Origin of the sequence: Polaromonas jejuensis NBRC 106434 (genome assembly GCF_001598235.1) — a bacterium.
Taxonomy (GTDB): domain Bacteria; phylum Pseudomonadota; class Gammaproteobacteria; order Burkholderiales; family Burkholderiaceae_C; genus Polaromonas; species Polaromonas jejuensis.
In genome coordinates this window covers 25,335-49,124 of the sequence record NZ_BCYO01000020.1, presented here as the reverse complement: position 1 = coordinate 49,124, position 23,790 = coordinate 25,335, and the positions used below count along the sequence as shown (strand labels likewise).

General features: G+C 64.3%; 24 protein-coding genes and 2 pseudogenes. 5 read left to right on the top strand and 21 right to left on the bottom strand.

Features of this window, described 5'->3' with window-relative positions; all coding sequences use genetic code 11:
- Positions 1-23 precede the first annotated feature (23 nt).
- Positions 24-839 carry an NUDIX hydrolase gene (locus PJE01S_RS18580; protein ID WP_068835145.1) on the bottom strand — a complete coding sequence of 272 codons (816 nt, stop codon included), beginning with the start codon at positions 837-839 and terminating at the stop codon, positions 24-26.
- 9 nt (positions 840-848) lie between these two features.
- Complete coding sequence (locus tag PJE01S_RS18575; RefSeq protein ID WP_068835144.1) at positions 849-1,844, bottom strand: quinone oxidoreductase family protein; 996 nt, start codon at positions 1,842-1,844, stop codon at positions 849-851.
- Between the two features lie 179 nt (positions 1,845-2,023).
- On the opposite strand from PJE01S_RS18575, the gene PJE01S_RS18570 reads away from it, so the two are divergent.
- Positions 2,024-2,923: a DMT family transporter gene (locus PJE01S_RS18570; RefSeq protein ID WP_068835143.1), complete on the top strand. Its 900-nt coding sequence runs from the start codon at positions 2,024-2,026 to the stop codon at positions 2,921-2,923.
- A 12-nt stretch (positions 2,924-2,935) separates the two neighbouring features.
- Here the strand turns inward: PJE01S_RS18570 and PJE01S_RS18565 are convergent, their stop codons facing one another.
- Positions 2,936-3,829, bottom strand: coding sequence for a LysR family transcriptional regulator (locus tag PJE01S_RS18565; RefSeq protein ID WP_068835142.1), 894 nt, complete (start codon positions 3,827-3,829; stop codon positions 2,936-2,938).
- A 117-nt stretch (positions 3,830-3,946) separates the two neighbouring features.
- On the opposite strand from PJE01S_RS18565, the gene PJE01S_RS18560 reads away from it, so the two are divergent.
- From PJE01S_RS18560 to PJE01S_RS24660, 3 genes and pseudogenes are all read left to right on the top strand, one after another.
- Positions 3,947-4,378, top strand: a complete 432-nt coding sequence (locus tag PJE01S_RS18560) for a VOC family protein (protein WP_068835165.1) — start codon at positions 3,947-3,949, stop codon at positions 4,376-4,378.
- Between the two features lie 97 nt (positions 4,379-4,475).
- A complete protein-coding gene (locus tag PJE01S_RS18555; protein ID WP_068835141.1) occupies positions 4,476-5,390 on the top strand; it encodes an amino acid ABC transporter substrate-binding protein in 915 nt (304 codons plus the stop codon).
- 26 nt (positions 5,391-5,416) lie between these two features.
- Positions 5,417-5,566, top strand: a pseudogene (locus PJE01S_RS24660) (EamA family transporter); the annotation flags it as partial.
- Between the two features lie 34 nt (positions 5,567-5,600).
- Here PJE01S_RS24660 and PJE01S_RS18550 read toward each other — a convergent pair.
- The 10 genes from PJE01S_RS18550 to PJE01S_RS18505 form a co-directional block, all read right to left on the bottom strand.
- The gene (locus PJE01S_RS18550; protein WP_068835140.1) at positions 5,601-6,848 is read right to left on the bottom strand and encodes an enolase C-terminal domain-like protein; all 1,248 of its coding nucleotides are present in this window, start codon (positions 6,846-6,848) and stop codon (positions 5,601-5,603) included.
- 62 nt (positions 6,849-6,910) lie between these two features.
- Positions 6,911-7,945, bottom strand: a complete 1,035-nt coding sequence (locus PJE01S_RS18545) for an L-idonate 5-dehydrogenase (protein ID WP_174548563.1) — start codon at positions 7,943-7,945, stop codon at positions 6,911-6,913.
- Between the two features lie 28 nt (positions 7,946-7,973).
- Positions 7,974-8,942 carry a Bug family tripartite tricarboxylate transporter substrate binding protein gene (locus PJE01S_RS18540; protein WP_068835138.1) on the bottom strand — a complete coding sequence of 323 codons (969 nt, stop codon included), beginning with the start codon at positions 8,940-8,942 and terminating at the stop codon, positions 7,974-7,976.
- Positions 8,943-8,970: 28 nt separating this feature from the next.
- Positions 8,971-9,738, bottom strand: a complete 768-nt coding sequence (locus tag PJE01S_RS18535; RefSeq protein WP_068835137.1) for an SDR family oxidoreductase — start codon at positions 9,736-9,738, stop codon at positions 8,971-8,973.
- Between the two features lie 60 nt (positions 9,739-9,798).
- Positions 9,799-10,620: a 2-keto-4-pentenoate hydratase gene (locus PJE01S_RS18530; RefSeq protein ID WP_068835136.1), complete on the bottom strand. Its 822-nt coding sequence runs from the start codon at positions 10,618-10,620 to the stop codon at positions 9,799-9,801.
- 31 nt (positions 10,621-10,651) lie between these two features.
- Positions 10,652-11,638, bottom strand: a complete 987-nt coding sequence (locus PJE01S_RS18525; protein ID WP_068835135.1) for a 2-hydroxyacid dehydrogenase — start codon at positions 11,636-11,638, stop codon at positions 10,652-10,654.
- Positions 11,639-11,669: 31 nt separating this feature from the next.
- The gene (locus tag PJE01S_RS18520; protein ID WP_068835134.1) at positions 11,670-12,842 is read right to left on the bottom strand and encodes an ABC transporter ATP-binding protein; all 1,173 of its coding nucleotides are present in this window, start codon (positions 12,840-12,842) and stop codon (positions 11,670-11,672) included.
- 20 nt (positions 12,843-12,862) lie between these two features.
- Complete coding sequence (locus tag PJE01S_RS18515; protein WP_068835133.1) at positions 12,863-13,696, bottom strand: carbohydrate ABC transporter permease; 834 nt, start codon at positions 13,694-13,696, stop codon at positions 12,863-12,865.
- Complete coding sequence (locus PJE01S_RS18510) at positions 13,693-14,622, bottom strand: carbohydrate ABC transporter permease (protein ID WP_068835132.1); 930 nt, start codon at positions 14,620-14,622, stop codon at positions 13,693-13,695. Before PJE01S_RS18510 ends, PJE01S_RS18515 begins: the two co-directional genes overlap by 4 nt.
- Before the next feature lie 24 nt (positions 14,623-14,646).
- Positions 14,647-15,891: an ABC transporter substrate-binding protein gene (locus PJE01S_RS18505; RefSeq protein ID WP_068835131.1), complete on the bottom strand. Its 1,245-nt coding sequence runs from the start codon at positions 15,889-15,891 to the stop codon at positions 14,647-14,649.
- Between the two features lie 296 nt (positions 15,892-16,187).
- On the opposite strand from PJE01S_RS18505, the gene PJE01S_RS18500 reads away from it, so the two are divergent.
- The gene (locus tag PJE01S_RS18500; RefSeq protein WP_068835130.1) at positions 16,188-16,985 is read left to right on the top strand and encodes a GntR family transcriptional regulator; all 798 of its coding nucleotides are present in this window, start codon (positions 16,188-16,190) and stop codon (positions 16,983-16,985) included.
- Between the two features lie 31 nt (positions 16,986-17,016).
- Here PJE01S_RS18500 and PJE01S_RS18495 read toward each other — a convergent pair whose 3' ends face one another.
- The 8 genes and pseudogenes from PJE01S_RS18495 to PJE01S_RS18465 form a co-directional block, all read right to left on the bottom strand.
- Positions 17,017-17,874, bottom strand: coding sequence for an ABC transporter permease (locus PJE01S_RS18495; RefSeq protein ID WP_068835129.1), 858 nt, complete (start codon positions 17,872-17,874; stop codon positions 17,017-17,019).
- Entirely contained in the window at positions 17,871-18,758 is an 888-nt protein-coding gene (locus PJE01S_RS18490; protein ID WP_068835128.1) for an ABC transporter permease, read from the bottom strand. Before PJE01S_RS18490 ends, PJE01S_RS18495 begins: the two co-directional genes overlap by 4 nt.
- 1 nt (position 18,759) lies before the next feature.
- A complete protein-coding gene (locus tag PJE01S_RS18485) occupies positions 18,760-19,866 on the bottom strand; it encodes an ABC transporter ATP-binding protein (protein ID WP_068835127.1) in 1,107 nt (368 codons plus the stop codon).
- A 71-nt stretch (positions 19,867-19,937) separates the two neighbouring features.
- A complete protein-coding gene (locus PJE01S_RS18480; protein ID WP_068835126.1) occupies positions 19,938-21,128 on the bottom strand; it encodes an ABC transporter substrate-binding protein in 1,191 nt (396 codons plus the stop codon).
- 67 nt (positions 21,129-21,195) lie between these two features.
- A pseudogene (locus PJE01S_RS24655) lies at positions 21,196-21,578 on the bottom strand (enolase C-terminal domain-like protein); the annotation flags it as partial.
- A gap of 25 nt (positions 21,579-21,603) precedes the next feature.
- A complete protein-coding gene (locus PJE01S_RS18475; protein WP_068835125.1) occupies positions 21,604-21,972 on the bottom strand; it encodes a hypothetical protein in 369 nt (122 codons plus the stop codon).
- A 20-nt stretch (positions 21,973-21,992) separates the two neighbouring features.
- A complete protein-coding gene (locus tag PJE01S_RS18470) occupies positions 21,993-22,787 on the bottom strand; it encodes an SDR family oxidoreductase (protein ID WP_068835124.1) in 795 nt (264 codons plus the stop codon).
- A gap of 41 nt (positions 22,788-22,828) precedes the next feature.
- Positions 22,829-23,776, bottom strand: coding sequence for a DMT family transporter (locus PJE01S_RS18465; RefSeq protein WP_068835164.1), 948 nt, complete (start codon positions 23,774-23,776; stop codon positions 22,829-22,831).
- Positions 23,777-23,790 lie beyond the last annotated feature (14 nt).

Below are 23,790 nucleotides of genomic sequence, written 5' to 3'. Positions count from 1 at the left end.
CCTGTAAAGCCAGTTAGCGGCTCTTAGTGGCCGAGGTAATCCGCCAGGATCAGGGCCGCTTCCGCCGTGAATTCGTGACCGGCCATGCGACGCAGCAATTCGTCGGTCTCCAGCAAATCGAAGCGCGCCACTTCGCCGTCCCGGTTCTCCGGCACCAGCCCGTCCGGCACGGTGGCCACATACCAGTCGATGTCCTCGACCACATAGCCGGCGCCGCGCCCGTCGGTGCTGGGGCGGCGGGTGCTCAGGCGTCCGCCGTAGCGAATGTCCCGCAGCTCGGCAACGCGAAGCCCCGCCTCCTCCCAGGTTTCGCGCGCCAGCGCCGTTTCCACCGTGTCCGCGGCGGACACCATGCCGCCCATCAGGGTGTCCCACAGGCCGGGATCATTGGCCTTGTCCAGGGCACGCTGCTGCACCCAGATGCGCCCGTTTGGCGTCTGGCCCACCAGGTGCACAGCCAGCGTCGTGATGCCCAGGGGACGGACGGCGGCCCGTTCGACCGTGCCTTTGCGATGGCCCAGTTGGTCAGGCACGGCGAGCTGCTCGTTGCGCCAGGCGCCGGCCAGGCCGGCTTCATGCAAAGCCGTGGCCACGCGATTCAGGCTGGTCGTCACGTCCCCCATCAGGCGCCAGCCCAGCCCCTCCGGACGCTCTTCTTTTAATAGCGGATGATGACCGTCCGCCAAGGGCTGAAGAGCGATTTGATGCAAAAAATCGGGTTCCACCGAGCCAATCACCGATTCGCCCGCCCAGAGCGGCACGCGCGGCCGCAGCGGCGCTTGAATGGCACCGGCTCGCAGTTTCTCCAACCACGCCCGGTCAGGTGCCGGCGAAGTCATCACCGGGCCTTACAGCGTGAGGATGGTGCAACCCGTGGTTTGGCGGGCTTCCAGTGAGCGGTGCGCCTGCTGCACCTCGGCCAGCGGGTAGCGCTGGTCGATATGGATCTTCACCTGGCCGCTGAGCACCACGGCAAACAGGTCATCGGCCATGGCCTGGGTGGCCTCGCGCGTGGCGATGTGGGTGAACAGCGTCTGGCGCGTGACGTAGAGCGAACCCTTGGCGCCCAGCATGCCGGGCGCGAATGGCGGCACCGCGCCCGAGGCGTTGCCAAAGCTGGCCATGAGGCCGAAGGGGCGCAGGCATTCCAGCGACTTGTCCCAGGTGTCCTTGCCGACCGAGTCGTACACCACCTTCACGCCCTTGCCGCCGGTGATGTCCTTCACGCGGGCGGCAAAGTCCTGGGTGTTGTAGTTGATGGCGTGGGCCGCGCCATTGGCCAGCACCAGCTGGCACTTGGCGTCGGTGCCGGCCGTGCCTATGAGCTGCAGACCGAGCGCCTTGGCCCACTGGCAGGCTATCAGGCCCACACCGCCGGCAGCGGCATGGAACAGCACATGGTCGCCGGGCTCCAGCCCCTCCACGGGCCGCGCCTTCTTGAGCAGGTACTGCGCCGTCAGGCCCTTGAGCATCATGGCGGCGCCGGTCTCGAAGCTGATCGCGTCCGGCAGCTTGCACACGCACTTGGCGGGCATCACGCGCAGTTCGCTGTAGCTGCCGGGCGGGTTGCTGGCATAGGCGGCGCGGTCGCCCACCTGCAGGTGCGTCACGCCGTCGCCCACGGCGTCGACCACACCTGACGCCTCCATGCCCAATTGCAGCGGCATGGGAAACGGGTACAGGCCGCTGCGCTGGTACACGTCGATGAAGTTCAGGCCAATGGCCTTGTGGCGGATGCGGATCTCGCCGGGGCCGGGCTCACCCACCGGCACATCCACAATCTTGAGTTCTTCGGGGCCGCCATTTTGGTCGATGCGAACGGCTCTGGATGTGAACTGGGTCATGAAAAAACTCCTTGCGAGGTAAAACGGATCCATAACGGATGGGGAAATACGACTGGTCGCCATGGTGCCATGAATTAAAACGCGCTGCAGGCCCCCGCGTGAATAGACGGCACTTCCGGCACTTCCGGCACTTCCGGCACTTCCGGCAAGCGGACATATGGCTTGGTAAAGTTCCGCGGATGACGCAACGCCTGACACCGACGACCGCCCTGATGCTGACGCTTCCACCCCTGCTCTGGGCCGGCAATGCGGTGGTCGGCCGCCTCGTCAGCGGGCTGATTCCGCCCATGACGCTGAACTTTCTGCGCTGGGCCCTGGCCTTTGTGATTCTTTTGCCGCTGGCCTACAAGGTGCTTAGGCCTGGCAGTGCGATAGGGCCGCACTGGAAGCGCCTTGCGCTGCTGGGCCTATTCGGCGTGGGCTGCTACAACGCCCTGCAATACCTGGCGCTTCAAACTTCCTCGCCGCTCAACGTCACGCTGGTCGCCTCCAGCATTCCGGTCTGGATGCTGGCCGTGGGCACGCTTTGCTTTGGCCAGCGCGTGTCACGCCAGCAGCTCGCCGGCGCCTTGCTGTCGATGACCGGCGTGCTGGTGGTGCTGTCGCGCGGCCAGTGGGCGCTGCTCACTCAGGTTCGGCTGGTGCCCGGCGATATCTATGTGCTGCTGGCCACCCTGGCCTGGGCGTTTTACAGCTGGCTGCTGTCGCAACCCAAGGAGCCGCCCGAACTCCGCAAAGACTGGGCCGCATTTTTGATGGCGCAAATCGTCTTCGGCCTGGGCTGGTCCGGCTTTTTTGCGGCCAGCGAATGGGCGCTGACCGATGCGCACATCAGCTGGGGCTGGCCGCTGGTCACCGCTTTGCTGTACGTGGCGGTGGGCCCGGCCGTGATTGCCTACCGCTGCTGGGGCGTGGGCGTGCAGCGCGTCGGCCCCGCCATTGCCGGTTTCTTTTCCAATCTCACACCGCTGTTCGCGGCCTTGCTGTCGGCCGCGTTTCTGGGCGAACTGCCGCACCTTTACCACGCGCTGGCGTTTGTGCTGATTGTGGGCGGGATTGTGGTGTCGTCGAGGCGGTGAGGGACGTCAGCCCTAACGGGAATCTGATGGCTTGAGACCAACTTCTGCCGCATCGCGCAGGCATTGCGCCAGCTGGCTGATCACGGGCTGGTTGACCACAGGAACGCGCTGGACGATGCCGATCTCGCGGTAAAAAGTGTGTTCGCCCAAAGAAATTGCCCGCACATTGCGGGGTAGCGGCAGGTGCGCCTCAACCATCGGCATCAAGGCCACGCCCAATCCGTTCGCGACCATCTGCACCATGCCCTGGATTTCATCGAGTTCGATCGACTCCTGCACGACGAGGTGCTTGGACCGCAAGAAGCGCTCGACCATGCGCCCACCGAACGACGTTCGTTCGTAGCGCAGGAAGGGATGCGCCTGAATCAGCTGGCGCCAGTCGTTGCCCTTGGTCCTGCCGGGAACCACCAGCATGAAAGGCTCGTGGACCAGCGACTGCCAGGTCAACTCGGGCAGCATCCCCAAGGGCGGTCGGATCATGATGGATGCATCGATTTCTCCTGCGTCGAGCTGGTCCATCAGATGCATGGAAACGCCTGGCACGATGCGCAGGCGCAGCTGCGGAAACTTCTTGCGGAACCGCACCAGCGCACGCGCCAGCAGCGTGGACTGAACCGAGGCAATGGCGCCAATGCGGAGCAAACCACTGACGTTCTCGTCATTGGGAAGTTCGCCGAGCCTGGAGAAGAGGGCCACGATTTCCTCTGCCCGCGCCAGTGTCATGCCCCCGGCCGCATTCAGCGTCGCGGAACGCCCCGTGCGGTCAAAAAGCTCAAAGCCCAGCGACTCTTCCAGACGCTTGATCTGGCTGCTCACCGCCGATTGCGTCAGGCCAATGTGCTCGCCCGCCGCCGCAAAAGTGCCATAGCGGGCGACGGCAATCAGCGTACGGAGTTCAGGAATCATGGTCGAATCATCAATTATTTAGTTTCTCATAGCAAATATATATCGCTTTTCATGATCAATGAAGCATCCTAAAGTTCTGACACGTTGTTTTTAACGCTTCTTTTTTTGGACACCATCATGCCCACCACGACCACCATCCCCCCGTTCCATCTTGCATTCCCTGTCCATGACATCGCGCAAGCGCGCCACTTCTACGGCGATCTGCTGGGCTGCCCGGAAGGCCGAAGCGCGCCGGAATGGGTCGACTTCAACTTTTACGGCCACCAGATCGTGGCCCACCTGGCGCCTGGCGAAGTGGGCCACCGCTCGACCAGTGCGGTCGACGGCCACGACGTGCCGGTGCGCCACTTCGGCGCGGTGCTGCCGATGACGCAATGGCAGGCATTGGCCGACAAGCTGACGGCCGCCGGCACGCAATTCGTGATTGAACCCCACATCCGCTTCAAGGGCGAAGCCGGCGAGCAGGCCACCATGTTTTTCCTGGACCCGTCCGGCAACGCCTTGGAGTTCAAGTCGTTCGCCAACCTCGATTCCCTGTTCGCCAAGTAAACCCAAACGTCACGCCATCAAGGCATGACGAAGTACCAAGCCGCTCCGTCCGGCTGTCTGCACCCTTGTTTGAAATCCATCCCTGAAGAAGGTTTCCATGAAGAAGTCAATATCCACGAGGTCTGCGGTCCTGGCCGCAGCGATGCTGGCGATTGGCTGGGCCCACGCCCAGACCAGTGACACCCTGAAAAAGATCAAGGACACCGGCACCATCACAATAGGCGTGCGTGAATCGTCGGGCGCGATGTCTTATACGCTGGGCGGCGGCAAGTACACCGGCTTTCATTACGACGTTTGCCAGAGAGTGCTGGCCGACATCAAAAAGCAATTCGGCCTGAAGAAACTCGACGTCAATTACCAGTCGGTGACCCCGCAGAACCGCATTCTGCTGGTGCAAAACGGCACCGTCGACATAGAGTGCGGAACGACCACCAACAACGCCACGCGCCAGCTCGGCGTGGCATTTGCCCCAACGCTTTACATCGAGGAAGTGCGCATGGCGGTGAAGGTCAACTCCGGCATCACCAGCATCGCGCAACTCGCAAACAGGACCGTCGCCGCCACAACCGGCAGCACGTCGGTTCAGCTGCTGCGCAAGCACGAGCGCGCCACCGGCGTGAAGTTCAACGAGTTGATGGGTAAAGACAATAGCGACGCTTTCCTGCTGCTCGAAAGCGGTCGGGCCGATGCGTACGTGGCGGACGGCCAGATTTTGGCGACCCTGATCTCCATGTCCAAAAATCCGGGCGACTACCGAATCGTCGGCGAGGTGTTGAGCGTCGAGCCGATCGCCATCATGATGCGCAAGGACGATCCGGCTTTCAAGAAAGCGGTGGACGACAGCATCAAGGCGATGGCTGAAAGTGGCGAAGTGGCCAAGCTCTACGACAAGTGGTTCCTGCAGCCTATCCCGCCGAACAACACGAAAGTCGGACTGCCGGCAACCGTACTGACCAAGGCGGCATGGGCCAACCCCACCGACAAGCCGCTGGAAGACTACGCGAAGAAGTGAGCCCGGTTTCCCCGGCCTGAAGTGGCGGCCCCGCCATTGCCGGCTTTTTCTCCAAGCTCACACCGCTGTTTGCCGCCCTGCTGTCAGCGGCCTTCCTGAGGGAGCTGCCGCATCGCTACCACGCGCTGGCGTTTGTGCTGATAGTGGGCGGGATTGTCGTGTCGTCGAGGCGATGAGGGAGGATGCGGGGCGCAGGAAGCAAGGCCCTCTCTAAGGCGTCTGAAGCGTGCCATCCACCAACCGCGTCTGTGTCCACGTTGTCGTGGTGTTCTCGCAGGGATATTTTCTGGCTTCGGCTTCATCGATCTCCACGCCCAGGCCCGGCTTGTCATTGGCATAGACATAGCCGTTCCTGAATTCTGGCAGGCCGGGAAACACATCCAGCAGCGCCTCGCGGGGGCCTTTGAGTTCCTGGATCACGAAGTTGGGCGGCTCCGTGCCGGACCATTCCTGCACGCCGAAATTGCGCGCCGCCAGATCGATGTGGATGTTGGCCGCATGCGCCAATGGCGACATATCGCCCGGACCGTGCCACGCCGTCCTGACGCCGAATTGCTCGGCAAAGATCTGCAATTTCCGGCCGGGCGTGATGCCGCCGATCTGGCTCAGATGCACACGGATGTAGTCGATCAGTTGCTCGGTGATCAGGAACTTCCACTCATAAGGGTTGTTGAACAGCTCGCCCTGCGCCAACGGGATGTTGGTCTTGGCGCGCAGCTGGCGCATCCAGTTGCCCTCTTCCAGTGGAATGGCGTCTTCGAGGAAGAACAGGTCGAACGGTTCGAGCTCGCAGGCGAACTTGATCGCCTCGATGGGCTTCAGGCGCTCATGCACGTCATGGCAAAGGGCCACGTCGAAACCGACCTTGCTGCGAATGCCGTCAAACAACTTGAGCGTGTCGCGCATGTATTTCTTGCTGTCCAGGTAGATGCCATCCAAGGCGCCCTGGGGGGCCGTGGCCGGCGCCGGCCCGTAAGCGCCGCCGCCGTAGCCGCCGCTTTGACAGCGGATATGGGTAATGCCCTGCGCCTGGTATTTCTGGATGTTGTCGCACAACTCGCTCAGGTCCTTGCCATCGGCATGCCGATAGATGGGCACGCCTTCGCGGCACTTTCCGCCAAACAACTGGTACAGCGGCATGTTGGCCATCTTGCCCTTGATGTCCCACAAGGCCATGTCCACGCCCGAGAGGGCATTGTTTTCTATGGGACCGTTGCGCCAGTAGGCGTTCTGGTGCACCAGTTGCCACAACTCTTCGATGGCCGTGGCATCCCGGCCCACCAGAAGCGGCTTGAGGTATTCCTCGACCAGGCATTTCACGGCCAGATGCCGGTACGCAAAAGTCGCACACCCCAGCCCATACAGCCCGGCCTGGTTGGTTTCGATTTTCACCACGACAAGGTTGATGCCTTCGGGTGCCGTGAGGATGACTTTGACGTCGGTGATGAAGGTAGCCATTTATTTCTGCTCAAAAGAGGACTGATTGCGTTGTCGTTAAAGTGAAAGAGCCTGTGCTGTGTTCAATCGAAGTTCAGCAGCACCTTCATCGCCTGCGAGCGATCGGCCGCCAGTGCGAAGGCTCTGGCCGAGTCGCGGTAGGAGAGCGTGGCCGAGATCAGCGGCTTCACGTCCACCAGCCCCTTGTTGAGCAGTTCCACCGCCGTGGCGAATTCCTCGTGGAAGCGGAAGGCGCCGCGCAGGTCGAACTCCTTGGCCACAATGGTGTTGACCGGCAGCGTCATCTCGCCGCCCAGGCCCACCTGCACGATGATGCCGCGCGGGCGCAGCGCGTCGAGCGCGCCGCGCAAGGCCCGCTCGTTGCCGCTGGCTTCAAACAGGACGTCGAATTGCCCCTTGTCGGCCATGAAGCGGGCCAGGCCCTCGGGTTCCTCGGCCACGTTGATGGCCTCGTCGGCACCGACCTTGAGCGCCTTGCCCAGCGTATGGGCGCTGACGTCGGTGGCGACGATATGGGTGGCGCCCGCGCGCCGCGCCGCGACGATCACCAACGCGCCTATCGGCCCGCAGCCGGTGACGAGCACGCGCTTGCCCAGCAGCGAGCCGGCGCGGCGCACCGCGTGCAGCGCGACCGCCAATGGCTCGGCCATCGCGCCTTCGCCGTCGCTCACGCTGGCGGCCAGACGGTGCGCCTGGTGCGTCTCGACCACGATCTCCTGGCGGAAGGCGCCCTGCACATGCGGCGTGCGCATGGCGCTGCCGTAGTAGCGCATGTCCAGGCAATGGTTCTGCAGGCCCTGCTGGCAGTAACGGCACAGCCCGCAGGGCTGGCTCGGGCTGACGGCGATGCGCTCGCCGGGTGCAAAGCCGCTCACGCCGGCGCCCACGGCCTCGATGACGCCGGCCACTTCATGGCCCAGCACCATGGGCTCCTTGACCCGTATGGTGCCGAAGCCGCCGTGCTGGTAGTAGTGCAGGTCGGAGCCGCAGATGCCGCCGCAGCGCACACGCACGCGCAGCTGGCCGGCGCCGAGTTCGGGCGTGGGCAGGTTTTCGACGCGCAGGTCTCCGGCGGCGTGAATGACAAGGGCTTCCATGATGTTTTCCTTTGCTGTGCTTGAGTTGTCACTTCTGCAGATTGATGCCGCCCAGGAGCTTCTTGAAATAGCTGGACTGGCTGTTCATGAACGGCTGGAACTGCTCGCCGCTCATGTAGGCCGGTTGCAGGTTGGCGCGCACCAGCGCGTCACGGAATGCGGGATCTTCCGCCGTCTTGCGGGCCGCATCGCGCAGGTACTGCACCACACCGGGCGGCGTGCCCAGCGGCACGCCCAAGCCGCGCCAGGTGCCCACGACGAGATCGACGCCCTTCTCCTTGAAGGTCACCACCTTGTCGTAAGGCGCCGGCAACCTGCGCTCAGCCATGGACACCAGCACGCGGATCTTGCCCGCCTCGACAAACGTGCCGATTTCCGCAGGGCTGACCGTGATGGCATCCACATGTCCGCCGGCCAGCGCCATGACGCTGGGTGCGGCGCCCTGGAACGGCACGTGGTTGAAGCGCACACCGGTCTTTTCCTCGACCGCGGCCGCCGCAAGATGCCATATGGTTCCAGTCCCCGCATTGCCCATCGAGAGGCTGCCCGGCTGTTTTCGGGCCTGTGCCAGCAACTCGTCAATGGACTGCCATGGCGCGTCGGCACGCACGGCGATCAGGCCCGGATCGCCGTTCAGGCGCGCAATGGGTATGAAATCGCTCACCGTGGCCTTGGTCATGCCCAGGTGCGGAATGATGGCCAGCTCGGAAATCAGTACGGCGATCTTGTAGCCATCGGGCGCTGCCCGCTGTACCTCCGTCATCCCGATACCGCCGCTGGCGCCCGGCTTGTTGCTGACGATGAAAGGCTGGGGGACATACTTCTTGGCGATGTCGGCGAATGCACGCGCCATCACGTCGGTGCCACCGCCTGGGGACGACGGCACGACGATCTCTATCGGCCGGCTGGGGTAGTCGGCCGCCAACACGGAAACTGGCGACAGTGACGTGGCGAAAGCGGCCACGGCGATGGGGAGGAGCCTGCGGGTCAGTTTCATTTGTCTCTCACATGGTTGGTTAAAAAAACTACAGAACGGCGAGCATGCCGCCGTCGACGTAGATGATTTGCCCGCTGACGTAGTCGGAGGCGGCGGAAGCCAGGTAGACGGCGGTGCCGGCCAGCTCGTCGGGACGGCCCCAGCGGCGTGCCGGTGTCCTGCCCTTGACCCAGGCGTCGAAAGCCGGGTTCTGCAGCAAGGCGGTATTCATCTCGGTGGCCATGTAGCCGGGGCCGATGGCATTGGCCTGGATGCCGTGCTCGGTCCATTCGGCGGCCATGGCGCGGGTCAGCATCTTGATGCCGCCCTTGGCCGCCGTGTAGGGCGCCACCGTGGCGCGCGCGGCCTCGCTGGTCAGCGAGCCGATGTTGATGATCTTGCCGCCGCGCCCGCGCGCAATCATGCGCTTGGCGGCCTGCTTGCCGACGATGAAAGCGCTCGTGAGGTTGGTGTCGATCACGCGCTGCCAGTCCTTGAGCGCAAGATCGACCAGGGGCATGCGGTGCTGGATGCCGGCGTTGTTGATCAGGATGTCGATCGCTATGCCTTGCTGGTCGAGCGACGCGAACGCGGCGCCAACGGCCGCTTCGTCGGTGACGTCGAACGGCAGGCCCTGCGCGTCGTGGCCCTGGGCGCGAAGCTGGGCCACGGCCTGCGCGACCTGCTCGGCGTTGCGCGCGTTGATGATGACTTTGGCGCCCGCGTCGGCCAGGCCCTGCGCGAATCCGTAGCCCAGGCCGCGGGCGGACCCGGTGATGAGCGCCGTGCGCCCGGTCAAGTCAAACAGTGTGGACATATGGTTTCCTTGTGTCAGTGAAATCGATACGGTGTACGGACGTTGGCACGGCGGTGCTTCTCAGGGCCTGTCCAGTGCAGCGTGGACGCTGCCGCCGCGCAGGCCGACCTCCCCCAGGCCTGGAAAGCGGACCAGGACATCGGCATCCTTTGGCATGGGAATCGCGCCCACCCAGGAGCCCGTGGTGACCACAGTGTGCGCCGGCACCGTGCGTCCGCCGCGCGTAGCGTGGCGCAGCCAGACCGGCAGCAGCCACAGCGGATCACCCAGGGAATAGGCGCCCGTGTTGGCGACCACCGGCGTGCCGCCGAAGCGGACTTCGCAGCGCTGGCCCGCCCAGTCGTGCGCCCGGCAGGCCATCCATTCGCCCAGGATCAGCGCGCCATGCGAGCCCTGATCGGCCAGCCGCAAGGCGGCCGGCGCCTGCAGCCCTTCCTGCCAGCGCGAATCGGCGATCTCGATGGCGACGGCCAGCGCGTCCACCAGGGCCGGAGCATCGGCGTGGGTCAGGCGCTGCGCGCGCTCGGGCGTCACCGCTTCCGCGAGGCGCAGCACGATCTCGGCCTCCACGGCCGGCGTGTGGAAGGAAAAATCCGCCAGCGTGTCGCCTGCCGCCCGCACGCCAGCGGACGGCAGGGCCGCATGGCTCAGCACGGAGTCCCGGGACGCGCCGCCCGACTTCCAGTAGCGCGGCCCGCCATCGACGAACCATACCAGCGCCTGGGCCACGGCGTCCTGGACGGCATAGGCGTCGTCGTCGGTGGCCAGCGCCGCCCGCAGGGGCGCGGCCGGGGCCGGTTGGCCGGAGCGGCGCGCCGCGACTAAGGTTTCGACGACTTCTTGCGCGGTCGCAGGCAGGATGGGAGAGAAATGTGTGTTCATGGGCTGTATGTGTCTGTTCGTGCCGATGGCGTCATTGGGGCGCGCGCCAGAGCACGTTGCTCAGTGGCTGGCCCTCCAGCCAGCGCCGGATGTTGTCGGCCATGGTTTGCTGGCGCCGGCGCACGGTGCCGGAGGTCCAGCCCGACATGTGCGGGGTCATGAGCAGATTCGGCAGCGACGCGAAATCCAGGCGCGACGGCGCGCACTCGGCCTGGTCGGGCGTCGGATAACGGTACCAGGTGTCGATGATGGCGCCGCCGATGCGGCGCTGGGCCAGGGCGTCGTACAGCGCCTGCTCATCGATCACCGGGCCCCGCCCGACGTTCAGGATCAGGGCGTCGGGCCGCATGGCGGCGAAGGCCTCGGCCCCGACGATGCCCGTCGTCTGCGCCGTCAAGGGCAGCGAGACCACGATGGCGTCGGCCGATGCCATGAAGGCCGGCAGTTGGTCCAGGGTGAAGGCCTGGTCCACGCGCTCATCGTGGATGGGGCTACGGTTGGCGGCCGTGACCCGCATGCCGAAGGCCTTGGCCCGTGCCAGGATGGCCTGGGAAATGTGGCCGAAGCCGAGCAGGCCCAGCGTCTGGGCGCCCAGTTCGCTGCGCAGTGCCGTCGGCCGGCCGGCCCAGTAGGTCCAGCGCTGCTGGCGCAGATCGGCGTCGGCTTGCGCCAGCGGGACATGGCGCTGCAGCAAGGCTGCCATCACGTATTCGGCGATGGCGTGTTCGTGGCCGAAGCAGTTGCACAGCACGGCGCCGGGCGGCAGCAGGGCCGTGTCGATGGCATCCGTCCCCGCGGCCGGCGCATGGAACAGGCTCGCTTGCCGCGGTGCCGGCATCTCGCGGTTCAGCTTGATGCCGACGATGACATCAGCGCTCTCGTAATGTTCGCGCTCGCCGGGACCGGCCAGCGTGTCGCTCAGATCGACGATCTGGTGCCGTGGGTCGAGCAGGGTCTCGAAACCCTGGCGGAAATTGGCGGCGTTCTCGCCGTGGAATACGATCTTGGCGGTTTTCATGGGCTGTCCTGGGTTGGGTTTATTTCAACGGTCAGGCCGCGCGCGACAGCGCCGGCACGCGGATGCGCTGGCCGTCGCGCTCGAACAGCACGGCCTCGCCGAGATCGAGCGACAGGTGCACGGGCTGGCCGGCGCGCAGATCGCTGTAGCCCTGGACCACGACCATCACGTCGTCGCCGCTCTCGCCGTCGTCGCTGTGGGCGGTGTTGGCATGGTCGAGCTTGATGCTCACGATGGACTCGGCCCCGACGTGCTCGACGAGTGCCACCTGGCCCGCCAGGACGCCGTTGCCCAGGCCCAGCGCATGCGGGCGGATGCCGAGCAGCACATCGCGTGCCGCCTGTTGCCCCAGCGCGGCCAGATGTCCGGGCAAGGGCAGCACGGCCTTGCCAATGACGAGGCCGCGCGGCTCGATGCGCGCCTCGATCAGGTTCATCGGGGGTGTGCCGATGAACCGGGCCACAAAGGTGTTGGCCGGATCGGTATAAATTTCGCGCGGCGTGCCGAATTGCTGCACCACGCCGTCACGCATCAGCGCGATGCGCGTGCCCATGGTCATGGCCTCGATCTGGTCGTGCGTCACGTAGACGAAGGTGCCGCCGACTTCACGGTGCAGCTTGATGATTTCGGCGCGCATCGAGGTGCGCAGCTTGGCGTCGAGGTTGGACAGCGGCTCGTCCATCAGGAACACGTCGGGCTGGCGCACCATGGCCCGGCCCAGCGCCACGCGCTGGCGCTGGCCGCCCGACAGCGTGCGCGGGTACTGGTCCAGCATCTCGGTGAGCGCCAGCGTCCTGGCCGTGCGCTCGACCAGGTCGCGCACTGCAGGCGTCTGCTCGATGCGCCGCTTGGCGATGCCGCCGATGAGCGGCAGATGGAACCACCAGCGGTGCTCGCGCATGATCAGCGGGAAGGTGATGTTGCGCCGCACCGTCATGTGCGGGTACAGCGCATACGACTGGAACACGAAAGCCATGTCGCGGGCGCTGGGCGGCAAGGTGTCGACGCGGCGCGCACCGACGTGGACTTCGCCGCTCGTGACCTGCTCGAGGCCGGCCAGCATGCGCAGCAGCGTGGACTTGCCGCAGCCCGAAGGCCCGAGCAGCACGAGGAATTCGCGGTCGGCGACGTCGAAGGTGATCTGGTTGGCGGCCTTCTTGCCGCCGAAGATCTTGGTGACGCCCTTGAGGGAGATGGATGCCATGATGGGGGTCCGGTAATGGTTCAGCCCTTGACGCTGCCGGCGGTCATGCCGGAGACGACGTAGCGCTGCACGAAAAGGTAGAAGACGACGGCGGGCAGGGTGTACATCAGCCCGATGGCCATCACGGTATGCATGGGCGTGCTCAGTTCGCCCACGAAGCCGGCCAGGCCGACCGAAGCGGTCTGCAGACCCTGGTCGCTGATCAGCGTCTGGGCGAACACGTATTCGTTCCAGCCGTGGAAGAAGGCGATCACGGCAGCGGCAGCCAGGCTCGGCGCCACCAGCGGCAGCACCACGGTCAGCACGATGCCCAGGCGCGAGCATCCGTCGATGCCGGCGGCCTCCTCGATGTCGATGGGCACGCCGTCGACCGCCCCCTTGAGGATCAGGGTGATCACCGGCACCGTGAACGCCGTGTTGGCCAGGATCAGGCCGGTCAGGCTGTTGAGCAGGCCCAGCTGGCCGAAGATCGCATACAAGGGCACCACCAGCATGGCTTCGGGCAGCATCTGCGTGACGAACAGCGCCACCCCCAGGATGGCGACCGCCCGCATGCGGTAGCGCGACAGCACATAAGCCGGGAAGATGGCCAGCGCAATGCTGAGCGCCGCCGTGCCGAAGGCAACGATGGCGCTGTTCTTCAGCCAGGTCGCGACGGCGGTGGCGCTGAAGGCGTGGCCGTAGACCGCCCATTGCGACCCGTCCGGCAGCAGATGCGGCTTGGCCGCGAACAGGTCGGGCGAGGACGTCAGTGACGTGACCAGCATCCAGTAAATCGGGAAGGCCGCGGCACCGAGCAGCGCCAGCACCAGGGCCATGCGCAGCGCGTGGTTCCAGGACAGTGTGCGGCTCATCGCTGCCCCTTCGCGCGCTCGGCGCGCTGTGTATAGCGGAAATAGACGATGGTGATGAGCAGCGCAATCGACAGGCCGACCATGCCGACGGCGGCGCCCTGCCCCAGGTCGCGGTACACGAAGGCCCGGCGGTACAGCTCGATCACCATGGTGTTGGTCGAGCCTATCGGGCCGCCCTGCGTCATGAGCCAGATCAGGTCGAAGCGGCGCAGGGACCAGATGGTCAGGAACAGCGAAAGCAGCGCCACCGAGGGCTGGATGGTCGGCCAGACCACCGCGCGAAAGACGCTCAGCCGGTCCGCGCCGTCGATGACCGCGGCCTCGCGCAGTTCCGAGGACACCCCTTGCAAGGCGGCCAGGATGACGACCGACGCGAACGGGAAGATCTGCCAGATGGTCGTCAGCAGCACGGCAGGCAGGGCCAGCGCCGGGCTGTCGAGCCAGCTCTCCAGGCTGACGGACCCGCCGAGCGCGCCCAGCAGATGGTTGAAGATGCCGTATTGGCCGTTGTAGATCCAGATGAAGGTCAGGGCCACGGCCACCGGCGGCGCGGCCCACGGAATCGTCACCAGCGCCCGCGCCAGGCCCCGGCCGCGGAACGGCGCATCGAGCAGCAGCGCCGCGCCCAGGCCCAGGCTGATCGCCGCCACCACGCAAATGACCGTGTAGAGGGCGGTGATCAGAAAGACCTGGCGGAACTCCTCCTGCGTCATCAGATCGGCGTAGTTCTGCAGCCCGACAAACGTGTGCTGGCCGGGCGACAGCAGCGCGGTGGACGTGAAGCTCAGATAGAGTTCCTGCACCAGGGGATAGCCCTGGAACAGCAGCAGATAGAGCGCGACAGGCGCGGCGAACCAGTAGGGCGTCCAGTCGCGCTCTGTCCTCGGCGGCGACACGGTGCCCACCGCAGATATGGCAGCATGCATGGGGAGTTCTTCCGGTGGACGGGTTTACTTGCGCAGCACGCGCGATGAGGCCAGACGCTGCGCGTCGTCCATCGCCTTCTTGGGATCCGCGCCGCCCTGCAGGACCTTGAGCACATGCTCCAGCACGATCTGCTGGATTTCCGGCGTCTTGACCTCCAGGCCCTGCACCAGTTGCGGCACGCTATTGGCGGCCTGGTCGTCGTAGACCTTCAGCCAGGGCCGCTTGGCCACCATCTCCGGGCTGCGCTCGATCACCGTGGCCACATTGCTGGCACCCAGCAATTCCTGCAGGTCCTTCTGGTTCTCGGGCTGCAATGTCCACTTGATGAAGGCTTCGGCGGCGGCCTTGTGCTTGGTGTTGGCGTTAATGGTGAGCGCGGTCAGCACCATGCCCTGCGCACGGGTCGGGAAAGGCGACGGCGCGGCGGCGAACGCCAATTCCGGCGCCTGCTGGCTGAAGATGCCCGCCACACCGCCGTTGTCGACCTCCATCGCCACCTTGCGTTCCCAGAACATGCGGCGGTACGTGGCGGCGTCCGCCCCCTTGGGAATCACGCTCGCGTCGTAGACCTTCTTGTAGGCGACGACGCCTTCGACCACTTTGGGGTCATTCAGGGTCAGATTGCCCTGCGCGTCGCTCCAGCGGCCGCCGAAGCCGTAGACGAAGTTGCACAGGTCCTGCCAGAAACCGTTGCCCTCGGCCATGGTGGCGCGGTACGCGTAGCCATAGACACCGTTGCCGGTTGCCGCCTTGGCGCTGGCGAGCAATTCGTCGAAGTTCGCCGGTGGCTTGCCGCCCTTGAGCAAGGCCGGGTTGTACAGCAGCACGTAGTTGCTGAGCTCGAACGGCACGCCATAGCGCTTGCCGCCCACCATCATGTATTTGTCGGGCGCGGTGAACTTGTAGTTGCCGCCCTTGAGCAGATCATCCAGCGGCAGGATGCTCTTGCCGTTCACGGCTGCGTAGTAATCGATGGCGTCCATGCGCACGAGATCGGGCCCCGCGCCTCCGCCCATTTGCGTGAAGACCGTCTTGGCAAAGCTCCCGAAGGGAATGGCGATCGGCTGGATTTCGGCGGCAGCCTGGCTCTTGTTGAACTTCTCGACCCAGGCCTTGAGGCGCTCACCTCGGCCGGCCTCGCTGAACGTGACAGCCGCAAAGGTCAGCGTCTCCTTCGGTTGCGCGCTGGCTACCGCCGGCATGCCGCCGACGACAAGAGCGCCCGCAAGCGCCACCACACCAGCTGAAAGGCTTGACAGTTTTTTCATGCATGTCTCCATGAATGCGGACACATCGGGCCGCGAGTGTTGTTGGAAGTAGCGCACGGTTTCCGTGGCCGGTTTGCAAGGCACGGACAGAAGAATACTGTGATATTTCACAAAAATACTCGTGGTTTACCCCAATAGTCATTGGCGACCTTCTTTTTCTCAATACACCCCTGCTGTACCGTAAAACAAAGAAAAATCTCTGCGCTACCACTGGAATATCAGGGTATGCTTCCATATCCATGAAGGTGCACTGTGCGATGGGTGTACCGATGGACTCCATGCATTGAAAGAGCACTATGGCTTCGCCCTCCCGCCCTCGTCCCCAACTGGTTGCAGCCAATGCCCCCGCGGAGGAGGCGCCTCGCCGCCGCAGCCAGGTCAACCTCTCCGACCAGGCTTACGAACGGATCGAAGAATTGCTGATCTGCTGCGAACTCCGGCCTGGCCGATTCCTGGCAACCCATGATCTCCAGGCACTCGTAGGATTTGGCCGCACGCCGGTTCACCAGGCCGTCAGCCGCCTGGCGGCCGACACGCTGCTCATCGTCACGCCGCGCCACGGCATCCAGATCGCCCCTATCGACCTGACCCGGGAACGGGTGCTGCTGCGCCTGCGGCGCGATATCGAACGCTTTGTCATCCGGCTGGCCACGGAACGCTCGGGGGCTTCCCAGCGCAACCAGATGCTGCATATCCGGCGCCAGCTGATCGAGCACGGCGCCGAGATGACGATCGAGCAATTCAACCTGATCGACAGGCGCATCGACCAGCTTTTCCTGGCGGCGGCCAATGAGCCCTTCGTCGAAAGCACCTTGCGGCCCCTGCACACCATCTTCCGGCGCATTGGCTGGATTTACCACATGCAAACGGCCCACAGCGTCAAGCTGCAACGCACCGTGGACGGCCATATCGCCGTGATCGATGCCGTTGCCAAAGGGCAGGTGGACACCGCGATTGCCGCGTCAGACGACCTCATGGACTTCGTCGAGAGCATGTTTGACGTCCTGGAGCGCGAGGTGGCCCCGGCCTTGCTCGACTGCAGCCTGGATTCTTTTGATGACCCCTTCTTGCGCCTGCCCGCCTCGGCAAAATAGTGCTGACTGGCCAAATTCTCTTCGGTCTTGATCAGCCTTTGACCGGGTGCTCCTTGACCCGGCTGACCAGTTGCGTGGGATTCACGAAGCGCAGCGCAATCAGCAGCCACAGCACCGTAATCGCCATGTAAATCATTGCCATGGCGTCCACGGACTGGCCCGCCCGCACACCGGCCGCAAACACCGCGTAGTACAGCGCAACGACCAGCGTCTGCGTGTCGGGGCCGGCGACGAGAAAGGTCAGCTCGAACATGGCGACAGTGCGCACCAGTACCAGCAAGCCCGCCGCCAGCACGCCGGGCGCCAGCAGGGGAATCAGGGTGTAGATGAACATCTGGCGCGTGTTGGCACCAAACACCCGCGCCGCGGACTCGATGTTGGTGTCAATCTGCTCGACAAACGGTGTCATCACCAGAATCACAAAAGGCAGGGCCGGGATCATGTTGGCAATGATCACGCCCGGCAGCGTGCCTGCCAGGTGCAGCTGGTACATCACGGTCGCCAGCGGAATACCGTAGGTGATGGGCGGCACCATGAGCGGCAACAGGAACAGCAGCATCAGCAGCCTTTTGCCCCGGAATTCCTTGCGGGCGAGTGTGTAGGCAGCGGGTACGCCAATCAGCAGCGACAGGAAAACCACTGAAAACACCACGACCACCGTGACGACCAGCACATGATCGAGCTGGAACTCTTTCCACGCGGACACATACCAGTCCAGGGTGTAGGCCAGCGGCAGCCATGTCCCCAGCCAGCGTGTCGCCACGGAATTGGTGGCCACGGCAACAATCAGCAAGCCGACGTTGACCAGAAAGAAGGCGATCACACCCCAGACCAGCGCGCGCCATGCACGATCGCGCAGCACGCCGGCGTCCAGTATTGTGGCGCTCATCCTTTACCCCCGGCCACCGGGCCGCGGTAAAACAGGGAGCGCAAACCCAGCGCGGCCACCACGATGACAAGCTGGGCCATGCCCATGACCATGGCCACGGCCGAAGCCAGCGAATAGTCATACTGCTCGAAGGCCGCCTCATACGCGGCAATGGCAATGACTCGTGTTGTGCCAGCAGGCGACCCGAGCAAAATGGCTGACGGAAAGACCGAGAAGGCTTGCACAAAACTGAGGCAAAAGGCCATCACCAGGCCGGGCGTGAGAAGCGGCAGGTAAATGTAGCGAAAGCGGTTCCAGCCGTCCGCGCCCAGCGTCGCCGCGGCGCGCGGCAGCGCCGGGTCGATGCCTGTGATGTACGACAGTATCAGCAGGTAAGCGAAAGGAAAACCGGTGATGACCAGCGAGATCAGCACCCCCCAGTAATTGTGGGTCAGACGGATGGAGCCTTCATACAGGTGCAGCCAGCGCAAGGACTGGGCCAGCCAGCCCTGGGGGCCGAAGTAGGTCAGCATGCCTTCTGCAATCAGCACCGTCCCCAATGTGAGAGGCACCACGAGCAGCGTGGAGAGAACCCGCTGGTAAGGGCCCTTGAGGCGCGTCACATAGGCAATGGCCAGCGCAAAGCTCACGTTGATGACGGTGGCGGGAAGCGCCAGCCGCATGGTGTTGCCCAGGGTCTTCCCGAGATCTCCCGTTTGGAAGAAATGAATGTAGTTTTCAAAGACGCCCCCCTGCGCCGGCTGAAAGGACAATAGCAGCCCATAGGCAAATGGATAGACGAAGAACATCACCATCATCGCCGCCGCCGGCGCGACCAGCATGATGGCCGGGTCGAAAAAAGGGCGCGGCCGGGTGACGGGAACCGGTGCGATCAGCGTCGCCATATCACGCCGCTTCCTCTTGAGCCGGGTACACCAGCACGCGGTCGGCAGGCACCGACAACATGATGGCCGCCCCCACCCCCGCATTTCGGGGCGAACGCACGTACAGCAGGTCATCGAACGCCGTCCTCACCTGGAGCAGCCACTCGCGGCCACCGTACTCGGCGCTTTCAACCGTCCCCGCGAAGGCGTTGGCGCCTTCACCGATCACAATTTCATCGGGCCGGATGGCCGCCACCGCAGGACCGGCATCAAGGGCCTGCATGGCGACACCTCCCAGCCGCACGCCGCCCGGCCCGTCGACCAAGACACGTGATCCATCAGCCTGCGCAACCTTGACCGGCAACACATTGCGATAGCCCATGAAACGGGCGATATCGAGCTTGGCAGGCCGGGAGAACACCTCCTGGGGCGTGCCGATCTGCTGCACCACACCGAGCTTCATCACCACCACACGATCGGCCATGGCCATGGCTTCGTCCTGGTCGTGGGTCACGTATACCGTCGAGCACCCCTGCGCACGGTGAATGCGGCGGATTTCCGAACGCATTTCGATGCGCAGCTTGGCGTCCAGGTTTGACAGCGGTTCGTCCATCAGGATCAAGGGCGGTTCGATGACAATGGCGCGCGCAATGGCCACCCGCTGCTGCTGTCCGCCCGACAGCTGCCCCGGCAGCTTCGTGGCATGTCCCTGCAGCTGGACGGTGTCGAGCGCCGCGGCGACACGGCGATCAATCTCTGCGCCCGCCACGCCCCGCATCTTCAGGCCGAAGCCGACATTGCGGCTGACCGACAGATGCGGAAACAACGCATAGTTCTGGAACACCATGCCAAAGCCGCGCTTTTCCGGCGGCAGCGGGTCGATGCGCTGCTCGTCGAGCCAGATGGTGCCGTCCGTCAAAGGCAGCAGGCCGGCCATGCAATTGAGCGCGGTGGACTTGCCGCAGCCCGAAGGCCCCAGCAGCGCGATGAACTCCCCGCGCTCTATCGTCAGCGACAGCTTGTCCAGGGCGTTGGCACCACCAAACTGACGGCTCACCCCGTCAAGACGCAATTGCCTGAACTCGTTCTTTCTCGCGGCCTGCACCGCGACGCTCTGGATTCCTGTCATCGAAAGCCCTTCTTGTGCTGCACCGTCCGCGCCGGTACCCCATGGATGCCGGCGCCGGTTCAGCGGTTCAATTACTTGGCCTTGCCGCTGCCAATCTCCTGATCCCATTTCTTGAAGGCAGCGACCATGGCCTTGTCCTCCAGAGGCTGGGCATGCGGCTGTTTGGCAATCCAGTCAGCGTATTCAGCGCGGCCGAATTCCTTGATGACATCCTGGCTCTTTTGCGGCGCCGACGACAGGGGCACGTTCTTCACGGCCGGGCCGGGATAAAAATAACCCGCGTCATAAGTCAGCGCCTGCTGTTCCGGCTTGAGCAGAAAGGCCATCAACTCCAGCACAACAGCCTGGCGGGCTGCCGGCAGGCCTTTGGGCATCACCATGTAGTGCGCATCATTGATCCAGGTGAACCCATTGAATGTCGCGACCCTGAACTGCTTGGGTACCACGCCGAGTGCGCGGGGGTTGATGTCCCAGCCCGTCACGGTCACGGTCATGTCGCGCGAGCCTTCACCCAGCTCCTTCATGACGGCGCCGGTGCCTGTGGGGTAGTACTCGATGCAGCTGTTGAGTTCCTTGAGGTAGGCCCAGGTTTTGTCCCAGCCGGCCATCGGATCTTTCGGGTCCTTGTCGCCGAGCAGGTAGGGCAGGCCCATCAGGAAAGTACGGCCCGGGCCCGAATTGGCCGGGCGTGCGTAGATGAGTTTGTTGGGATTGGCCTTGCACCAGCTGAGCAGCTCCGCAGGCGTCTTGGGCGGTGTCTTGACCTTGTCGGGGTTGTACTCCAGCAGCGGTCCTGCCGGCATGTACGTCACCATGATGCCCTGCCCATTGGCCAGATCCTGCATCTTCGCCGCGCTCGTCAGGTAGTTCGCCATCAGGCCTGGAAACTTGGCCGCCTGCGCGGGCAGCAGCGGCTCCCAGAGATTGAGCGCGATGCCGGCGGCCAGCGCATCGGTGCCCGTGAGCACAAGGTCGATCTCGGTACGGCCAGCCGCCTGCATCGCCCGGATTTTCCCCGGAAGTTCTGGCGCTGGCGCCTTGGTGAAGGTAATGCGCGACACCAGGTTGGGATTTTTCGCACGGAAAGCCTCGATGGCATCCTGCGTCAGGGCCAGATTGCCGGCCACGTCGACCACATTGAGCGTCACGGGCTCGGCCGTCGCCACGCCCATGCCGGCAGCGCACAGGCCGGCCACTGCGGCAAGCAGGCCGGCGCCGCGCAGGCTGCGGGCCAGCACGGCGTTAAGGGGTTTGAACTTCATGATGTCTCCTTGGAATGAATCTGAGCCCTGAGGGCTTCTTCCTGACTGGACACAAATGGAAAACCTGGAAGCGGGGGCTCTTTTCCGAAAATGCAGGCTGGTACTCACGCATCTGCGCAAGGTCATTGCGATTGCGAACCCCGCGATCAAGGTACTGCTGGTGCAGCCGCGCCAGCCGTGCGGGATCCGGCTCGACGCCCAGACCAGGCCGGGTGGCACCTTGACGGCGCCTTGTTCGAAACGGCTATGTCCGCCCTTGATCACCTCTTCTTCCTGCCATGGATAGCGCGTGTCGCATGCCTAGGTGAGATTGGGAATCACGGCTGCAGCATGCGTCATGGCCATCAAGCTGATTCCCAGATGTGAATTGGAGTGCATGGACATGCCCATGTCAAATACTTCACATATGCGCGCCAGGGAGGCTGTGGCGCGCAAGCCGCCCCAGTCATGGGGGACCGAAACGGAAGAAGGACGCCTACGCCGGGCCGAACTGCTGCCTGAATGCGTCACAAAACTCACCCGTACCGCTGATGGACAGCGTGACGGTGTGCCTGGGCTTGCCGGCCGGGCCGACGCGGACGGCAATCCGGCGCGTGGCCTCGTCATAGTCAATGACTTCCGGCACCGTGAACTCCTGCATGCCCTGCAAGTCATAGTCCCAGTCGCCGCCCTCGCCCACGGGACCACGCAGGCCCGCAAACGTGGTGCAGGCCCAGTCCAATACCTGCGCAATCTCGGCCTGCACGGCGGGCACCTGCTCCGGCCAGGTGGAAGCCACGGCCTCCAGCGTGCCAACACCGTCGGCATCTTCGCTGTAGTCGAAATCCAGATAGCGCAGGGTCATGCCGGCCAGGCCAGAGCTTTTCAGTAGGTGCCGGGGTAGGCGCCGCCGTCGGCCAGAACGTTCTGGCCGGTCATGTAGGCGGCGTGCACGCTGCACAGGAAGGCGCAAATGGCGCCGAACTCTTCGGGCGTGCCAAAGCGCTGGGCCGGAATGTTTTTGCGGCGCGCCTCCGCCAGCGACTGCACGGACTGCCCGGTCTTTTCCGAGGTTCCCTGCAACATGTTCTTGATGCGATCGGTATCGAATACCCCGGGCAACAAGTTGTTGAGGGTGACGCCCTGCGCCGCGAGTTTGGTGCGCGCCACACCGGCGACAAAGCCGGTCAGCCCGCTGCGGGCGCCGTTGGACAGGCCCAGCACATCAATGGGTGATTTGACCGAGCTGGAGGTGATGTTGACGATGCGGCCAAAGCCGCGTGCCGCCATGCCGTCCACCGTGGCCTTGATCAGCTCGATAGGCGTCAGCATGTTGGCGTCGACGGCCTTGATCCAGGCGTCCCGGTCCCAATCGCGGAAGTCGCCGGGTGGCGGGCCGCCGGCGTTGGTGACCACGATGTCGAAGTCCTTGCGCACCGCAAAGACCGCGGCGCGGCCCTCGGCCGTGGTGATGTCTGCAGCAACAAATTGAACGCTAGCGCTTGCTGGACGGGCGCTGTCTGCTATTAATTTATTAGCAGCCGCTTCCAGCGCCTCGGCACCCCGCGCCACGATCAGCACATGGACGCCCTCGCGCACCAGCGCTTGCGCGCAACCAAAACCCAGGCCCTTGCTGGCGCCGCACACCAACGCATATTTACCGGCAATTCCCAAATCCATGTCAATACTCCTTGATAACGGCGATACCCGGGAATGACTCCCTAGCGGCCCGCCCTGGTAAACACAAAAATCCCCGCAATCACCAGCACCGTGCCGGCCGCCACCCAGACGGTGAAAGGCTCGCCCAAAATCAGCACCCCCATCAGGATGGTCGACATGGGGCCGACCATGCCGGTCTGCGCCGCCAGGCTGGCGCCAATGCGCTCGACGGCCATCATCACCATCAGCACCGGCACGGCGGTGCACAGGGTGGCATTGAGCACCGACAGCCAGATCACCTCGGGCGCCACGGCAGCGGCGCTCAGGGGCCTGAGCAGCACAAACTGCAGCAGGCAGCACAGGCAGGCCACGCTGGTCGCCAGCCCCACCAGCCGCATTGAGCCCAGGCGCTTGACCATTTCGCCGCTGTAGACCAGGTAAATCGCATAGCTGATCGCGCTGAGGAAGACCAGCAGCGCGCCCCAGGCGGCATCGGCGCCCTGCAGCGTGATCTCGTGGCCAAACACCAGCACCACGCCGCAGTAGCTGATGGTCATGCCGATGATTTGTGGGGCGCCCACGCGCCGCTGGTAAAGCAGCAGACCCAGCAACAGGACCAGGGTGGGGTTGAGGTAGAGAATCAGCCGCTCCAGCGAAGCGCTGATGTGCGCCAGCCCGGCAAAATCCAGAAAACTGGCCAGGTAGTAGCCGGTGAAGCCCAGCCAGAGCACGCCCAGCCAGTCCTTGCGCGTCAGCGCTGCCTTGCCCCCACCACCTTGACGATAAGTTGCCCACCAGGCCATGACGGCAAAAATCGGCAGGGCAAACAGCATGCGGTACATGATCAGCGTGACGGCATCCACGCCGTAGCGGTAGGCCAGCTTGACGATGATCGCCTTGCCGCTGAAGGCAATCGCCCCCAAGGTCGCCAGCAGCAAGCCTGGCGCTATGCTTTTAGTAGCTGTTTGCGCCCTCCCCTCCTGGGCTAGAGGCCTGTTTGCTTCTGATATATGGCTCAAGATAG

Excerpts from the sequence above, each read along its gene's own strand:
- PJE01S_RS18485 (WP_068835127.1), bottom strand. The coding sequence starts at position 19,866 with ATGACAGGAATCCAGAGCGTCGCGGTGCAGGCCGCGAGAAAGAACGAG.
- PJE01S_RS18500 (WP_068835130.1), top strand. The coding sequence starts at position 16,188 with ATGGCTTCGCCCTCCCGCCCTCGTCCCCAACTGGTTGCAGCCAATGCC.
- PJE01S_RS18520 (WP_068835134.1), bottom strand. The coding sequence starts at position 12,842 with ATGGCATCCATCTCCCTCAAGGGCGTCACCAAGATCTTCGGCGGCAAG.
- PJE01S_RS18505 (WP_068835131.1), bottom strand. The coding sequence starts at position 15,891 with ATGAAAAAACTGTCAAGCCTTTCAGCTGGTGTGGTGGCGCTTGCGGGC.
- PJE01S_RS18525 (WP_068835135.1), bottom strand. The coding sequence starts at position 11,638 with ATGAAAACCGCCAAGATCGTATTCCACGGCGAGAACGCCGCCAATTTC.
- PJE01S_RS18480 (WP_068835126.1), bottom strand. The coding sequence starts at position 21,128 with ATGAAGTTCAAACCCCTTAACGCCGTGCTGGCCCGCAGCCTGCGCGGC.
- PJE01S_RS18490 (WP_068835128.1), bottom strand. The coding sequence starts at position 18,758 with ATGGCGACGCTGATCGCACCGGTTCCCGTCACCCGGCCGCGCCCTTTT.
- PJE01S_RS18575 (WP_068835144.1), bottom strand. The coding sequence starts at position 1,844 with ATGACCCAGTTCACATCCAGAGCCGTTCGCATCGACCAAAATGGCGGC.
- PJE01S_RS18580 (WP_068835145.1), bottom strand. The coding sequence starts at position 839 with ATGACTTCGCCGGCACCTGACCGGGCGTGGTTGGAGAAACTGCGAGCC.
- PJE01S_RS18495 (WP_068835129.1), bottom strand. The coding sequence starts at position 17,874 with ATGAGCGCCACAATACTGGACGCCGGCGTGCTGCGCGATCGTGCATGG.
- PJE01S_RS18555 (WP_068835141.1), top strand. The coding sequence starts at position 4,476 with ATGAAGAAGTCAATATCCACGAGGTCTGCGGTCCTGGCCGCAGCGATG.
- PJE01S_RS18550 (WP_068835140.1), bottom strand. The coding sequence starts at position 6,848 with ATGGCTACCTTCATCACCGACGTCAAAGTCATCCTCACGGCACCCGAA.
- PJE01S_RS18535 (WP_068835137.1), bottom strand. The coding sequence starts at position 9,738 with ATGTCCACACTGTTTGACTTGACCGGGCGCACGGCGCTCATCACCGGG.
- PJE01S_RS18530 (WP_068835136.1), bottom strand. The coding sequence starts at position 10,620 with ATGAACACACATTTCTCTCCCATCCTGCCTGCGACCGCGCAAGAAGTC.
- PJE01S_RS18510 (WP_068835132.1), bottom strand. The coding sequence starts at position 14,622 with ATGCATGCTGCCATATCTGCGGTGGGCACCGTGTCGCCGCCGAGGACA.
- PJE01S_RS18540 (WP_068835138.1), bottom strand. The coding sequence starts at position 8,942 with ATGAAACTGACCCGCAGGCTCCTCCCCATCGCCGTGGCCGCTTTCGCC.
- PJE01S_RS18565 (WP_068835142.1), bottom strand. The coding sequence starts at position 3,829 with ATGATTCCTGAACTCCGTACGCTGATTGCCGTCGCCCGCTATGGCACT.
- PJE01S_RS18475 (WP_068835125.1), bottom strand. The coding sequence starts at position 21,972 with ATGACCCTGCGCTATCTGGATTTCGACTACAGCGAAGATGCCGACGGT.
- PJE01S_RS18470 (WP_068835124.1), bottom strand. The coding sequence starts at position 22,787 with ATGGATTTGGGAATTGCCGGTAAATATGCGTTGGTGTGCGGCGCCAGC.
- PJE01S_RS18545 (WP_174548563.1), bottom strand. The coding sequence starts at position 7,945 with ATGGAAGCCCTTGTCATTCACGCCGCCGGAGACCTGCGCGTCGAAAAC.
- PJE01S_RS18560 (WP_068835165.1), top strand. The coding sequence starts at position 3,947 with ATGCCCACCACGACCACCATCCCCCCGTTCCATCTTGCATTCCCTGTC.
- PJE01S_RS18570 (WP_068835143.1), top strand. The coding sequence starts at position 2,024 with ATGACGCAACGCCTGACACCGACGACCGCCCTGATGCTGACGCTTCCA.
- PJE01S_RS18515 (WP_068835133.1), bottom strand. The coding sequence starts at position 13,696 with ATGAGCCGCACACTGTCCTGGAACCACGCGCTGCGCATGGCCCTGGTG.